At 73.7% G+C, this 14637-nt stretch carries 10 protein-coding genes; 3 read left to right on the top strand and 7 right to left on the bottom strand.

Going from position 1 to position 14637, the window contains the following annotated elements:
• Window positions 1–505, bottom strand: a 505-nt coding sequence (locus F9B16_RS42075) for a hypothetical protein (RefSeq protein WP_192809249.1), incomplete at its 3' end; no start/stop codon positions are given.
• A 565-nt stretch (window positions 506–1070) separates the two neighbouring features.
• Here F9B16_RS42075 and F9B16_RS42070 point away from each other — a divergent pair.
• Window positions 1071–2156: a phosphotransferase family protein gene (locus F9B16_RS42070; RefSeq protein ID WP_151545856.1), complete on the top strand. Its 1086-nt coding sequence runs from the start codon at window positions 1071–1073 to the stop codon at window positions 2154–2156.
• 39 nt (window positions 2157–2195) lie between these two features.
• On the opposite strand, the gene F9B16_RS42065 is transcribed toward F9B16_RS42070, so the two are convergent.
• The 3 genes from F9B16_RS42065 to F9B16_RS42055 all read right to left on the bottom strand — a co-directional run bounded on the left by F9B16_RS42065 (window position 2196) and on the right by F9B16_RS42055 (window position 7871).
• A complete protein-coding gene (locus F9B16_RS42065; protein WP_151545855.1) occupies window positions 2196–3677 on the bottom strand; it encodes an RNA polymerase sigma factor in 1482 nt (493 codons plus the stop codon).
• 183 nt (window positions 3678–3860) lie between these two features.
• Window positions 3861–5351 carry a sigma-70 family RNA polymerase sigma factor gene (locus F9B16_RS42060; RefSeq protein WP_151545854.1) on the bottom strand — a complete coding sequence of 497 codons (1491 nt, stop codon included), beginning with the start codon at window positions 5349–5351 and terminating at the stop codon, window positions 3861–3863.
• A 270-nt stretch (window positions 5352–5621) separates the two neighbouring features.
• On the bottom strand, window positions 5622–7871 hold the full coding sequence (locus F9B16_RS42055) for a substrate-binding domain-containing protein (RefSeq protein ID WP_225992424.1): 2250 nt from the start codon (window positions 7869–7871) through the stop codon (window positions 5622–5624).
• A gap of 395 nt (window positions 7872–8266) precedes the next feature.
• Here F9B16_RS42055 and F9B16_RS42050 point away from each other — a divergent pair, with 395 nt between their 5' ends.
• Both F9B16_RS42050 and F9B16_RS42045 read left to right on the top strand, forming a co-directional pair.
• Complete coding sequence (locus tag F9B16_RS42050; protein ID WP_151545852.1) at window positions 8267–9082, top strand: TrmH family RNA methyltransferase; 816 nt, start codon at window positions 8267–8269, stop codon at window positions 9080–9082.
• A gap of 110 nt (window positions 9083–9192) precedes the next feature.
• The gene (locus F9B16_RS42045; RefSeq protein ID WP_151545851.1) at window positions 9193–9702 is read left to right on the top strand and encodes a hypothetical protein; all 510 of its coding nucleotides are present in this window, start codon (window positions 9193–9195) and stop codon (window positions 9700–9702) included.
• Between the two features lie 253 nt (window positions 9703–9955).
• Here the strand turns inward: F9B16_RS42045 and F9B16_RS42040 are convergent, their stop codons facing one another.
• From F9B16_RS42040 to F9B16_RS42030, 3 genes are all read right to left on the bottom strand, one after another.
• Window positions 9956–10864 carry a hypothetical protein gene (locus F9B16_RS42040; RefSeq protein WP_151545850.1) on the bottom strand — a complete coding sequence of 303 codons (909 nt, stop codon included), beginning with the start codon at window positions 10862–10864 and terminating at the stop codon, window positions 9956–9958.
• Between the two features lie 258 nt (window positions 10865–11122).
• Entirely contained in the window at window positions 11123–11491 is a 369-nt protein-coding gene (locus tag F9B16_RS42035) for a hypothetical protein (RefSeq protein WP_151545849.1), read from the bottom strand.
• Window positions 11488–14592 carry an SseB family protein gene (locus tag F9B16_RS42030; protein ID WP_151545848.1) on the bottom strand — a complete coding sequence of 1035 codons (3105 nt, stop codon included), beginning with the start codon at window positions 14590–14592 and terminating at the stop codon, window positions 11488–11490. Before F9B16_RS42030 ends, F9B16_RS42035 begins: the two co-directional genes overlap by 4 nt.
• Window positions 14593–14637 lie beyond the last annotated feature (45 nt).

The raw sequence follows: 14637 nt of genomic DNA, 5'->3' as shown, positions 1-14637 counted from the left end.
CCCGCGGGCGCGCCAGCAGCAGCGACGCGGCGGGCGGCTCGCCGATCGGCGACCGGGGCGCCGGGATCGGCGCGACCGGGGTGTCCGGGCCGGTGATGCGGCGGATGTCGATGCCGCCCGGGTCGGGACGTTCGGCGAGCGGCACCTGCGAGCCGCCGAAGTGGCCGCCGCGCGCCCAGTCCCGGCGGGACCGCAGCGCGTGGTACGACTGCGGCGACGGCAGCGGCGGGCCGGCGGGCCAGCGGCGGGCGACGCCCCACGTCTCCAGCCACGCGACGATCGCCTCGACGCCGATCAGCAGCGAGCCGGTGAACGGCACCCGCGACTGGGCGACCACCAGGATCTGCACGCAGGCGCGGCCCTCGCGGCCGGCCGGCAGGCCGAGCGCGAGGGCCGCCCGGGTGACGGGCACGAGCTGGACGACGTCCCCGGAGCCGGGGTGCCAGACCAGGTGCGGCGGCCGTTCCTCCTTGAGCAGGTCGGCGGCCGCCGAGCGCGCCGACACGCTGCGGGGGTCGCACTCGCCGGACAGCCATACGGCTCGGGGCGCACCTCCCCGTAGCGCTCCACCGTCCTGTCGTGCCGGCATGCGGCCGGCTCCCGGCAGCCATGCGTCTGCCACGGTTGCGTCCCCCCAATCGGGCGGTCTAGCCCCGAATGGTCTAGTCCTCTTCTCTTAGCCCAGCAGGACCCATAAGTCCAGCTTGCCGCCACGGGCTGGGAACAACGGCCGGCGCGTGCGACCGCGGCGAAGCCCACTCTTCGCGGCAGTCGATGCAGAGGCGTACCCAAGCCGTCTTCCGAATCCACCCGGGTAAACCCGTTTTCTCTGCAAGTTTCAGCCGCTCGGAGGTTTAACGGCATTTCGGACATCATCGTCGCAGGTCACCACCGTGATGGGGGTCCGGTTTACCGGCTCCGGACAGTGTCCGGATGTGGCCGAAGGGTGACCGAGCGCACAATCCGGCGCCGTCCGGCCGCCCCGCGGACCGCATGCCGGACCGCATGCCGGACCGCATGCCGGGGGTCGGCTGCACGGCCGGTACCGAGCCGCGTTCTAATGGTGGGTCATGACCGTTGACGCTGACCTTCCGGCCGGGGTGCCCGGCATCGACGTCCCCCGCCTCGCGGACTGGCTGGCCCGCGAGCTGCCCGGCGCCGGCCGCATCGGCGCGGTCGACCTGATCGCGGGCGGCCGCTCCAACCTGACCTACGGGATCACCCTCGCCGGCGGCCGCCGGATCGTGCTGCGCCGGCCGCCGCTCGGGCACGTCCTGCCGACCGCGCACGACATGGGCCGCGAGTACCGGGTGCTGACCGCGCTCGGCGACGCCACCGCCGTCCCCGTCCCGCGCACCCTCGCGTTCTGCGACGACGAGGACGTCATCGGCGCCCGCTTCTACCTCATGGACTTCGTCGACGGCCGCGTCCTGCGCACCCGCGAGGACGCCGACGACCTCACCCCCGCGCAGGCGCGCGGCCTCAGCGAGGCGCTCGCCGGCGCGCTCGCCGCCATCCACACCGTGGACGTGAAGGCCGCCGGCCTGGAGGACTTCGGGCGCCCCACCGGCTACATGGCCCGGCAGCTCAAGCGCTGGGGCAAGCAGTGGGACGGCTCGCAGGAGGCGATCAAGGCCACCGGCAACGTCCACGACCTGCCCGAATACGACCGGCTCGTGGCGCGGCTCGCCGATCGGCTCCCCGCCGACGCCCCCGCCCGGCTCGTCCACGGCGACTTCCGCCTCGACAACGCGCTCGCCCGGCTGGAGCCGCGTCCCGAGATCGCCGCCGTCGTGGACTGGGAGATGTCGACGCTCGGCGACCCGCTGTCCGACCTCGGCCTCACCCTCGTCTACTGGGCCGAGGCCGGCGACGCCGAGCAGCTCCCCGTCGGCGCCACGATCACCTCCGCGCCCGGCTTCTTCACCCGCCGCGAGTTCACCGAGCGGTACGCCGAGCTGACCGGCTTCGACCTCGCCGACCTCGACTTCTACGTCGCGTTCGCGTGCTTCAAGCTCGCCGTCATCCTGGAGGGCATCCACGCCCGCTTCCTGCAGAACGCGACCGTCGGCGAGGGCTTCGACCAGATCGGCGCCGCCGTCCCGCTGCTGCTCGGCCGCGCCCACGCCATCCTCGACGCCGGCTCACCCTGGTAGACGCCCCGGGGGCGGGACGCGTGCTCCCGCCCCGGCGGGTCAGCAGTACCCGACGGAAGCGGACCCGCCCGGGGCGAACGAGACGGAGCCGCTCTTCGACCCCCAGCACAGCCCGTTCGTCCGCGACACGGTCACCCCGGCGCTCTGGCCGGCCGCCAGGTGGCCCGACCCGTGCGCGCTCAGCGCGCCGGACGTGCCCGTGACACGCCAGTCCACCGGGCCGCCGACGGCCCGGACGGTGACCGTGCAGGAGTCGTCCAGGTGCATATTGCACCCGCTGACCGCGAGGTGGCCCGCGCGCGGCGGCGGGGGCGCCTGCGTGGCGGGCTGGGACGGCGGCCTGGTCGTCGGCGACTTCGACGGGGACTTCGACGGCGACGGCGAGTCCGACGGGGACTTCGACGGCGACGGCGACGTGGACGACACGGTCGGGCTCGGGTCGGTCGGCATCGGCTCGGTCGGGACGCTCGGGTCGCCCGACTCGCCGCCAGGACCGGACGCCGACGACGACGGGGAGCCCGCCGCGTCCGGCTCCGACTCGCCGCCGAACGCCGTCATCGCCCCGGCCAGCACCACGACGGCGGCCACGGCCGCCGCGGCGGCCCCGATGATCGGGCCGCGCCGCCGCCCGCCGGTGCCGCGGTCCTTCGCCCGCGCCGGCGTCGGCTCGTAGGGCAGCGGCCAGCCGTACTCGTCGAACGGCTCCGTCCACGCCGCGATGGCGCGCCGGTTCCCGGCCCGGTCCTCGGCCGTCGCCGCCGTCAGCACGTCCAGCCGCAGGTCGGCGGGGATCGCCGCGATCGGCAGCACCGACAGCAGCCGGTCCGCGGGCAGCGGCGGGGTGTCCAGCTCCGCGCACACCGGGCAGCTCGCCACGTGCCGGACCAGCGACGCCGCCGTCTGCGGCGCCAGCGGCCACGACTCCGTCAGCGCCGAGACGCTCGGGCAGTCCTTCCAGTGGTTCTGCGCGATCAGCGCCGCCCGGATCGCGGCCTCCAGGCCGGTCCGGGACCGCTCCACCAGCTCGAGGGTCTCCTCCAGCGGCATGCCGAACACGCCCGACAGGTCCACCTCGTCCAGCTCGTGCCGGACGGACAGGTCGATCGCCTCGCGCTGCCGGCCGCTGAGCGCGGCGAGCGCGCTGTGCGCCAGCAGCCGCCGCTCCTCCCGGCGGGCGAGCTGCTCGGCGGACAGGTCGTCCTCCGCCTCCGGCGCCTCCTGCCCGATGTGCCGGTTCGGGCTGTCGCGGCGCCGCATGCACTCCTTGCGGGCGATCGCGTACAGCCAGCCGCGCAGCCGGTCCGGCTCGCCGAGCCGCCCGACGTGCTCGCGGGCCGCGATGACGCAGTTGCGCAGGGCCCCCGCCGCCTCGACGCGGTCGCGGAGCAGGCCGTGGCAGTAGTCGTAGAGGAAAGGAGCGTAGGCGTCGTACACCTCGGTCAGCGCGATGACGTCCCCGGCCCGCAGCGACTCCGCCAGCCTCAGGTCGTCGTTGCGCGCGGACCCCGGCTCACCGGCCACGGAACCCTCCAAGCGAATCGGTGTCGTCGAACGTGCCCCCGGTGAGCGGCCGGCGTCGTGACGCCTCTAGGCGCGCTCTGGTTGCCCGATCTTGCCACCAACTTGCTGGAATTTCTCCCGTTGGTCCGAATTTTGTGACCATGACGGTACGCGGCGTGGCCGTATCGCCCTGTCGAACAGCGGCTACGCGAACGAATGTGATGTGGGTCTCACTGCCCGCTGGGGCCGCCCTGCCCGTCCGGCGGAGGACAGGTCAGGGTGACCGATCCGGTGCCGGACGGAGAGAAGTACACCGTGCCGGTTCCTCCAGGCGGGGTGCAGGTGCCGGTGACATGAGCCTTTCCGGTCGCCCCGCTGGCGAGAGTGCCACCGCCGCTCGCGCTGACGCCCGAGGCGCCCGTGACGGACCAAGTGACCGGCCCGCCCACGGCCGTCACCGAAATGTCGCAACTGCCTTCGCCCGCACCGCTGATCGTGCACGAGCCGACCGACAGGGTGCCCTTGGTGGGCTTGGTGTGGGTGGGGGCGGGCTTGGCGGTGTGGGACGCCCGGCTGCGCGTGCGCGTCGGCGTGGGCGTCGCCGAGGTGAGCGTCGGCGTCGGTGTCGGGGACGTGCTGGTCGCCGACGGCGTCGGCGTCTCCGAGGGCTCCAGCGACGTCGTCGACTCCGACGGGTCCGGCACCGACGACGACCCGGACGGTGTCGACTGCGCGCTCGTGTTCCCCGACGACCCGCCGGGCATCAGGAAGAACGCCCCCGCGACGATCAGCACGACCGCCGCCGCGGCGCGGCTCCGCGTGCCCCTGCCCGGGATGCTCGGGCCAGCCCCACGCGTCGAACGGCCCGGCGCGGTGCGCGATGGCCGCGAGGTCGGCGGCCAGCGCCGCGTCCGTCGCGGTCGCCATGACGTGCCCGCGCAGGTCCGTCGGCGTCAGCGCGACCGGCAGGACGTTCAGCAGCCGCGCCGCCGACACGTTCCGCTCGCGCCGCGCGGAGCAGACCGGGCACTCCTGGATGTGGTGGACGAGCCGGCGGACGGCGGGCGGCGGCAGCGGCCACTCCCCGTCCGGGGCGAGGCCGGCGACCGCGGGGCAGTCGTCGCGCCCGGAGTGCGCGATGTGGGCGGCGGCGAGCGCGTCGTCGAGCCGGGCCAGGGCGGTGCCGGTCAGGTCGGTGGCCTCCTGCGCGTCCAGGCCGAGGACGGCGCCGATGTCCGCCGCGTCCAGGCCGTGCCGCAGCATGAGGTCGAGCGCCTCCCGCTCGCGGCCCCGCAGCCCCGACAGCGCGCCGTGTACCAGCCGCCGCGCCTCCAGCCGCCGGGTGAGCTCCTCGCCGTCCAGGAAGCCGTCCCCGACCTCGGGGGCCTCGTGGCGCTCGGTGGGGCGGTCGGGGTCGCGCAGCCGCCGCATGCACTCGTTGCGGGCCAGCGCGTACAGCCAGCCGCGGAACCGCTCGGGCTCCCGCAGCACCGACACGTGCGCGTAGGCGGCGACGAGCGCGTCGTGCAGGGCGCCCGCCGCGGGCTCCTGGTCGCGCAGCAGCGCGTGGCAGTAGTCGTACAGGCGGGCCGCGTAGCGATCCATCACCTGGATGAGGGCGCCGGGATCGCCGGCCGCCAGCTCCCGCGCGAGACGTTCGTCGTCCGCGCGGTCGAGGGTGGGCCAACTGGACACAGGGTCCTCCCGCGGGATCAGGGTGCTGCCTCTGGGGCGATCCTCGTCCGCAGCGTCAGGGACGGGCTCAGGAAGTCAGGGGGAGCGGTCGTTCCGCTCTCCCGGCCCGCGCTCCGGGCGGTTCCCCGTCGCGGGCCGGGGAGGAGAGAAGGTCGGAGGCCCGACGGCCCCGCTCCCCGTCGGGCCTCCACAAGAATGACGATCGACTCCCGCGCCCGGTTGACGCCGATTCCAAGAAAATCCCCGGAACTACCGGGCGCGGTCGGAGCGCTACGAGGTGATGCGCCGCGACAGCATCTTCAGGAAGATCTTGGAGATCTCCTGCGGGGTCATGGCGACCTGGACGTTGCCGTTGGTCACCGCGGCGATCTTCTCCAGCTCGTTCTTGTCGACGCCCTTGCCGAAGCCGATCATGTTGACCTGGATCGGCTTGTTCGGGTCCTTCAGCTGCTTCAGCTCGTTGAGGGTCGCGTTGAGCGTCGGCCCGTCCGGGTCGTCGTTCTGGCCGTCGGTGAGCAGCAGGATCGAGTTGCCGAACTCCGGCTTGTAGGTCTTGTTCATCAGCTTGTAGGCGTCGAGCATCGTCCGGTACAGGCCGGTGTCGCCGTTCGCCTTCGGCTTCATCTGGTTCAGCCACGACAGCACCAGCCCGCGCCGCGTGGTGGACCCGATGCGGTCGCCGAGCGCGCCGATCGGCACCGTCTGCTTGTACGGCGTCTTGCCGTTCATGTTCGTGGAGAACAGCCACTGGCCGAGCTCGGTGTCGTTCGACATCATCGCCAGGCCGCCCTGCGACACCTGCGCGATCGCCTGCAGCCGGTTGGTGTGCGGCGCGACCTGCTCGGCCATCGAGCCGGACACGTCGATCAGGGTGAGCATGCGCAGCCCGAGCGTCAGCTTCGACCACGCCTGCATGACCTGCGCGACGTCGCCGCTCTTCGGCGTCGGGAGCTGCCGCGGCCGCGCCGGGCTGACCCCGGCCGCCGCGGTGAAGCCCGCCGGCGCCTTGCCGTCGGACGTGCGGAACCCGAGCTCCCGCAGGTCGTTGCGGGTCGCGTCGGTCGTCATCGCCTTCTCGAGCAGCCGCGCGGCCTTCTGCTCATCGCCGTTCTGCGTCGTGACGGTGAACGGGTAGTCCATCGACAGCGTGCCCTCGGTCGGGTACAGCGCCACCGCGGGCTGGGCCGGCTTGGTCTGGTTGTAGCTCCACAGCGCCTGCTCCGACGACAGGGAGATCGGCTGCTTGCCGGTCCGGTCCTTGTTGAAGTGGGAGAACTCCTCCGTCGTCGACGGGACGAGGTTCTCCCGTACGGTCCGGACGATGCCGGTGAAGATCGAGTCCCGGTTGGGGTCGTTCGCCAGCAGCATGCTGGTGATCATCAGCGAGCCCATGCCGGCGGCGTTCTTGGTCGGGTCGGGGACCACCATCCGCACCGAGCCCGCCGGGATCATCTGGTTCTTGGTGACCGCGCCGCCCGCGACGCCGCCCGCCGCCTTCAGCAGGTTGTCCCACGACGGGCTGGCCGTGACGCCCTGCTTCTTCAGCTGGACGGCCAGCGTCTTCGGCAGGCCCACCACGATCGGGCTGCTCGCGAGCGAGGTCTTCGCGGACTCCAGGCTCTTGTCGCCGCCCTCGCCGCGGGCGAGCGCCGTCCACAGCGACGAGTCGGGGATCCACACGTCCGGGCGCTGGTTCGCCGAGTTCGCGACGCCCTGCCCGGACAGCAGCGTCGCCACCGACGCCGGGTCGGCCTTCTTCACGTCGGCCCGCACGCACTTGCCGCCGACCTTGTGCTTGGCGTCGTTGAACCGGCCCGCCGCCTTCACGATCGCCGGCTGGACGTCGGGCGCCGCCGCGACCGACAGGCTCATCGCGTCGTCGCCCGAGCAGCCGCCGCCGCTCTCGGCGAACGCGTACACGCCGACGCCGAGCAGCAGCGCGAGGCCCACGGCCCCGGCCATCGGCCCGATCAGCGCGGCCTTGCTCCGCTTCCGCTTGCGCTTGCCGTACTCGTAGCCGCCGGTCCCGCCGCCGTAGCCGCCGGAACCTCCGCCGCCGCCCGGCCCGCCGCCGTAGCCGCCGGACCCGCCCGAGCCGGCGGACCCGCCGCCGAAGAACCCGGCGGGCGTCTCGTCCGAGCTGCGGATCGCGTCGTACTCGCTGTAGCCCGTCCCGGCGAGCGGGGACGAGGACCGGCCGGGCGGTGGCTCCTGCGGCGTGGGCGCCGGCATCGGCTCCTGCCGCTCGGCGCCGTACCCGCCGGACCGTCCCAGCCCGTACCCGCCGGCGTCCGACGCGCCGGTGAACCCGCCGGCGCCGTACACCGGCTCCTCGGCCGAGCGGCGCGGCGTGAACCATTCGGGTGTCTCGCCCGGCCCGGACGCCTGCGGCGACCCGGCGGGCGGGCCAGGCGGCGCGCCCGGCGGCGGCCCGGCCTGCGGCTCCTGCGTCAGGGGGCGGCTCTGCGAGTCCCTGGTGCCGAACCAGTCGGAGGACCCGTCGTTAGCGGGTCCGAACACGGGCGTGGACGGGTCGTGACCGCCCCCGTCCCCCTCAGGGAAGTCATTGCGATGACGTCCGCTCATGGCTGCCCTCGATTCACCAGAAACCCGCCGATGTTCCACGGCACTGTAGTAGTACGAACTAGAGGTTACAAAGAACTCAAAATCGATGATGACGCAGGTCATCAGCGTATGTCCCGACGATCCTGGCATGCGTCCCGCGCCGTCACGCCCCGCGTTCGGGGCGCCACGGGGCGGCGCCGCGTCCGCGATCATGGGTGGACCGGGCCCGCCGGGCGCCGGGACCGTGCGTGATCCTCCCGCAAACCGGAACCGCCGCGCGCGGCCGGAACCGGCCGCCGCGCCCCCTTGCACCGGCCCGGGCACCCCGCCCGCTCCGCCACAATCGAGGCATGGCCAGCTTCGTCACCGTCACCTCACCCGCCGACCCCCGGCTGGCCGACTACACCCGCCTCCGCGACGTCAACCTGCGCAAAAGCCTCGAAGCCGAGCACGGCCTCTTCCTCGCCGAGGGGGAGAAGGTCATCCGCCGCGCAGTCGCCGCCGGGCACCAAGTCCGCTCCCTGCTGATGGCGGACCGCTGGACCGGCCCCCTCGCGGACGTCCTTGACAGCGTCGACGCCCCCGTCTACGTGGCCGACGACGCCACCCTCGAAGGCGTCACCGGCTTCCCCGTCCACCGCGGCGCCCTCGCGTCCCTCGAACGCCTCCCGCTGCCGTCCGTCGACGCCGTGGTGAAGGACGCCCGCCGCATCCTCGTCCTCGAGGACGTCGTCGACCACACCAACGTCGGCGCGATCTTCCGGTGCGCCGCCGCCCTCGGCGTCGACGCCGCTGTCCTCGCCCCCCGCTGCGCCGACCCCCTCTACCGCCGCGCGGTGAAGGTCTCGATGGGCGCCGTGTTCGCCCTCCCGTACGCCCGCATGACCGACTGGCACAACGGCCTCGCCGACCTGCGCACCGCCGGCTTCCAGATCCTCGCCCTCACCCCGTCCGCCGGCGCCGTCCCGCTGGACTCCGTCCCGCCCGCCGGCCGCCGCGCCCTCCTCCTCGGCTCCGAGGGCGACGGCCTCTCGTCCCGCTGGCTCGACGAGGCCGACGAGCGCGTCCGCATCCCCATGAACGAGACGGCCCTGGCCCGCGGCGTCGACTCCCTCAACGTCACGGCCGCCGCCGCCATCGCCTGCTACACCCTCCTCCGCCCCTGACCCCGCCGCACAGGAAGACGGGACCGCCCATGGGGAAAAGGACACCGCGGGATCGTCGCGCCGCCCGGCGCAGGCGCCTCGCCCGCCACCTCGAAAGCCCCCCGAGGTGGATGGCCGCGATCCTGCTGGTCCCGGGCTTCGTCCTCGCGGTGGAAGCCTGCCTCGCCCTCTATTCCTTCACGGACAACGGCGGAAGCGCCGTGGCCAGGGACTCCGCCACGGCGGGGCCATGCCATCGCGACATGGTGACCGGCTGGGCGCAGTACGCGTGCGGACTGCGCAAGGACGGCAAGCCGTACGAGCCCGGGATCCCCATGAACCGGCCGACGCTCAAGTCCTGGAAACCCGTTCACGGATCGGTCGAATTCGAGATCCGGGAAAGCCACGGGAAGGGCGGAACCCGCTATCAGATCGTCAAGGAGGGAACGGCCCGCCCGCTGATCCTCGGGCTGATCCTCATGCCCTTCCTGTTCTTCGGCGTGATCGTCCTAGTCTACAAACTGCTGCGTGCCCTGCTGCGCCGCTCCGCGAACCTGGTCCGCCCCTCGGCCGATCTCCTCGCGACCCGGAACCCGGCCACTCGCCAACGCCCGCAGGGGGTGGACGGCCTCGACCGGTAGGCATCTCGCCACGTCAAGAGTGTCCACACCCGCTGCACGGTGGGGTCGCCATCGAAGTCCGGAATTCGGCGGAAAGGGGAACAAGGCGTGCGGAAGCTGGCCGGGGTGCTCGGCTGATCTTTAACGCCGAACACTTTTGAGAAACGGGGCCTGCATGTGCGCATGTGACGGGCAGACATGCGCCGTTCTGATCAGCTAGCGGACAGAGATGTGACCGGAGTCAGAATCCAGGCGAGTGACGCACGCCGCGGTTTCACTTGCCGAACATGCCGCGGCGGGTTCGGCGGTGCATGCCGCGCGCGCGGCGCATGGCGGCCGACGCGGCGCCCGCGGGAGCGCGGCGCTTGCCGAGACGCAGCTGCGTGAGCAGCACCGCGATCGCCACCATCAGCGCCGCCAGCCACGCGACCTGCGTGCTCGCGACCCGCTCGAAGGTGAGGTCCTGAGCCACGGGGGCCTTGTTGCCGCGCAGCCTGCTCTCCGGCGTCACCGCCGCGGTGTTCGGTGCGATCGACGGGGTCGGCGCCGCGATCGGCGGCAACGCCACCTGCGGGTTCTTCGCCTGGAACGAGGAGTTCGGCGCCGGCGGCACGTAGCCGGTGCCGGACGTCGTCCCGCCCGACCCGCCGCTCCCGCCCGACGAGCCGCTCCCGCCGCCGGACGACGACCCCTGCCGGTTCCCCGACGACGACGCCGACGGCGTCGCACTCGCGGACGGCGACGGAGACTTGGACGGCGACTTCGTCGGCGTCTTGGACGGCGACTTCGTCGGCGTCTTGGACGGCGACTTGGTGGGCGTCTTCGACGGCGACGGCGACGGGGCGGGCGCGACGAACTTGATCTCGGCCGTCCAGGTCTTCGCCGGGATGTCGGTCGCGCTGACCTCGATGGAGAAGGTGACCGTCAGGTCGTCCTTGATGGTCGCCGGCACGGACACGGTGGAGACGACCGTGTCGCGATGACCGCTGGTCAGATCGCCCACGGAACATCCGGTGGAGGTGTAGGGCGCCGTGCACTCGCCTCCCACCGTCGCCTTCGCGGAGGAGGCCGCCACATGCACGACCTTCACTCCGGAGACGTCGCCGCCCGTGGCGGTGATGTGCGTGTTGACCTGAACGCGTTCGCCGGCCTTCGCCGAGTTCGCGACCGGATCGACGCCCACGGTCAGCGTGCCGGGCGCCGGGGACGAGTCGGAGGGCGACGGCGGAGGGGAGTCTTCGGCGGAGGCGGATGCGCCTCCGGCGGCGAGGATCGCCGCCACTCCGAGCCCTACAAAGATCGGTTTCACCGCCGGTCGGCAGTACACCGCCCCAGCACCTCCGTCGCATCGCCTTTGAGCGCCTGTGCCCGCTGTACCCGGGAGATCGTCCCAGGAATCATGCGAACACGGATCAACGGGCCAAAGCAACCCCGTGGACGCTCACATGACTTCTTCTCGGACGTCCTCTATCTCCGTGGTGGGCGCCCACGCCTGCCAAACACCCTGGTCAATGCGTTCCAGGCCGAGCGACTCGGCCACCGGGGCGCGGCCGCCGACATATTCGACGCGCAGCCACGTCTCGTGCTCGCCGACGATGACGAACCGCTCGCCGCGCCAGCGGCACGTCGTCCGGACGTACCGGAGCTCCTCGACCTCCGATGCCGGGACGATCCGCCGGAACCGGCCGGGCCGCAGCTCCTCGAACCCGTCCGTCGGCCCCGGCGTGTAGAGCCGGATCTCGCCGTCGGCGCCCGGCGCGGCCTCGAAGTCGCGGCCGAGCCAGCGCGCCACGTAGCCGTCCCTGATCACTGCGCGGCTCCCGTCCGGCCGTCGCGCCCGTCGGGACCGGTGGACGCGTCGGGCCGCAGCCACGCGAGCCGGTCGGGGTCGTACATCGCGACGAACCTTTCCGAACGATCCATGCCCAGGTAGTACATCTCGGCGCCGTACGGCAGCCGGACGCTGTCGACCTTGTACTCGCGGATCGAGCCCGCGCTGCCGGGGGCGAACCCGCCGCCGACGAATGGGGGCCGCTCGATCACCCAGCCGGCGTCGCCCCACGACGCCATCTCCTCGGCGTCGCGCCCGCCGAACGGGATCCGGTACAGCTCGGGGCAGTACGCGGGCCACCGGATGACGTACACGCCTTCGTCGGCGGGCGAGAACGGCGTGTCCTCGTAGAGCAGGCCCAGCGCCTCGTACAGCTGGACGGGCGTCTGGAGCTCACCGACGTCGCCCGTCGGGTGGACGAACCCGCCGACGCGGTCGTAGCCCTGCTCCAGGTACCAGCCGACGTGCCCGTGCGGGACGACCTTCTGCATGATGGTCGGCTGGGACACGCGGTCGTCGAGGTCCTCGGCCTGCGCGGGGGCGGCCGCGACGACGTCCTGCACCGTCATGTCCGCGGCGGGTTCGCGCGGCGCCGGGGGCGCGGGCGGGACGGTCGGGCGCGCCTGGACGAGGCCGACGCGCAGGGCCCACTCGCTCAGCGCCCGCACCTGGTTGCCGCGCAGCGACGCGCCGATCCGCGTCCCTGGGTTGAGCAGCAGCGCCCAGTCGTCGCGCGGCCACGCGCCGATCAGCTCGCGGAAGTCGGCGTAGACGAACCGGGACTCCGGCAGGACCTCCCGGAGCCGGACCAGGGACGTGAACACCCGGACGGCGGCGCCGTCGCGCAGCGCCGCGTCCCAGCGGAACTCGCGCTGCACCGGCGTCACCTCGAGCGGCGCGTCCGCCGGGATCGGGACCAGGACGTTCGCGTTCAGCAGGACGCGGAGGAACGCGTCGGAGTCCCCGCCGAGCGCCGCCTCGTAGAGCTCCTGGTCGATGCGGTTCCCGGGTTCGAACTCGGGCTCGGGGGCGCCGACGGGCCGCAGCCGCCGCTCCGCCGCCTGCTGCTCGCCGGCCGGTCCGGTCTCGGCGGGCGGTTGCGGGGCGGGGGAGTCGCCCGCCGCTCCGAGGCCGACGATCGCGTGGCCGCCGGTCACGGTGGACGCGTTGCCGCCGGGCGCCGCGTCGGCCGGTGCCGCCGGCCCGGGACCCTGGACGCCTGCCGCGTCCTGCGCCTCCGCGGCGGGGACGTGGCCGTGCAGACGCTGCGCACCGGTCGCTCCCGGCAGGCTCGGGCCGGCCTGATCGGCGGGCGTCCCGAGGCCGGTGGACGGGTAGGCGTGCGGGCCGGTGTCACCGCTGTGGGACGGGGTGTAGGTGCTGGGGCCGGGCCCTGCGGCCGGTGCCTGCGGCGCGTCTTCGCCCGCGCCGGGCTGTACCGGAGGCGCCGCCGGTTCGCCTGGAACGGGACCGCCGACCTGGGGCTGCGGGCCCGTGGAATTGAAGCCCGGCTGTTCCGGCTGCGGCGCCGGGGCCGTGGGGTGCCCGCCGGAGGTGGTGGACGGTGCCGTCGGCTCGTGCGTGCCCTGCGGGCCGACCTGCGGCTGCGGGCCCGTGTGGTGCGAACCGTCTCCTGATGCGGCGGGTTCCGGGGCGCCGAAGGCAGGGTGTTCCGCTGCGGGTGCCGGGACGGCGGGGTGCCCGCCGGAGGTCGTGGACGGTGCCGTCGGCTCGTGTGCCTCCTGCGCGCTGACCCGCGGTTGCGGGCCGGTGTGCCGCGGGCTGACGTCCGGCGCGGCGGCCGGGTCAGGGACGCCGAAGCCGGGCTGCTCGGACGGCGGCGTCAAGGACGGTGCCGCCGGCTGCTGTTCGGGCGCGCCGACCTGGGGTTGCGGGCCGGTGTGCTGCGGGCCGTCTCCCGGCGTGGTCGCGGGCTCCGGGCCGCTGAAGGTGGGGTGTCCGCCGGACGTGGTGGACGGTGCGGTCGGTTCGTGCTCTGGTGCTCCGGATGCGCTGACCTGGGGCGCGTCGGGCACCGGGGGCGCGTCCGTGGACGGGACGGCCGGTGCGACCGGGACGGCCGGGTTCTCCGGGGGAGGGGGCGTCGCGGCGGACGGCGGGGTGGCGGCCTTCTCGGGCGCCGTACGGGGCGGCCCGCTGAGGGCGCGGACCTGTTCGCCCGGCATCGTCGCGTCGATCGGGGTGCCGGGGTTGAGGACGAGCGTCCACTCGGGGTCGGGCCAGGCGGACACGACGTCCAGCAGGCTCGGCATCACGAAGCGGGACGACCCGATGGCGTCGTTCATCCACTTCAGGGACGTGAACAGCTGCACGGACGTGCGGCCGTGGACGGTGACGGGCCGCCACGGGAACGCCGGGTCCTCCGGCGCGATGCCCCACGGGGTGTCGGGGTCGGCGGCGACGAGGACCTGCGCGCCGAGGAGCACCTTGAAGAAGGTGTCGGTGTCGCGGCGGCGGGCGGCGTCGAAGAGCCGCTGCTCGATGTCGTTCTGCGGCTCGAAGCGGTCGGTCATCCGGGCGGCGGCGCGCTGGTCGGCCCAGGTGGCGAGGCCGGGGAGCTGCGCGGCCATGACGGTGCCGCCGGCCGGGGAGCCGGAGTTGATGGCGAGGAGCCAGCCGTGGTCGGGCCAGTAGCGCAGCGCGACGGTGAACGGCAGCTTGATGTACTCGGTGCCGGTCCCGGCGGCGTGCGCGGCCTCGATGAGGCGCTCGGGGGAGGTGAAGACGGGCACGACGGTGTTGCCGTCGACCTCGCGGGTCCGCCACGGGAAGCCGGGGCGGCCGGGCCGGAGCGTGTAGTCGGTGTCGTCGGGGACGGGCAGCAGGATCTCGGTGTCCGCCATCGTCTGCAGGAACAGGTCGTGGTCGTTGTTCGCCGCGGCGCGCAGGAGTTCGCGTTCGACGTCGTTGGCGGGCCGGAACTCGGGCCGGGACGGTTCGCGGGGCGCCTCGCGGGGCAGTTCGCGGTGCTGGCCCTGCAGCTCCTCCCACGGCGACTCGTCGTGCGCGGCGGCCGGGGCCGCGGGCTCCGGCGCCGGTGCGGTGGCAGGCTCGGCCACGGGGGCCGGCGATTCGGCCGCCGGTGCGGCGGGCGCGGGCGGTTC

The sequence above is a fragment of the Actinomadura montaniterrae genome (genome assembly GCF_008923365.1).
GTDB lineage: Bacteria > Actinomycetota > Actinomycetes > Streptosporangiales > Streptosporangiaceae > Spirillospora > Spirillospora montaniterrae.
This window is presented reverse-complemented; position numbering and strand designations above follow the sequence as displayed.

Coding starts and splice junctions, on each gene's coding strand:
- F9B16_RS42070 (WP_151545856.1), top strand. CDS start 1,071: ATGACCGTTGACGCTGACCTTCCGGCCGGGGTGCCCGGCATCGACGTC.
- F9B16_RS42050 (WP_151545852.1), top strand. CDS start 8,267: ATGGCCAGCTTCGTCACCGTCACCTCACCCGCCGACCCCCGGCTGGCC.
- F9B16_RS42045 (WP_151545851.1), top strand. CDS start 9,193: ATGGCCGCGATCCTGCTGGTCCCGGGCTTCGTCCTCGCGGTGGAAGCC.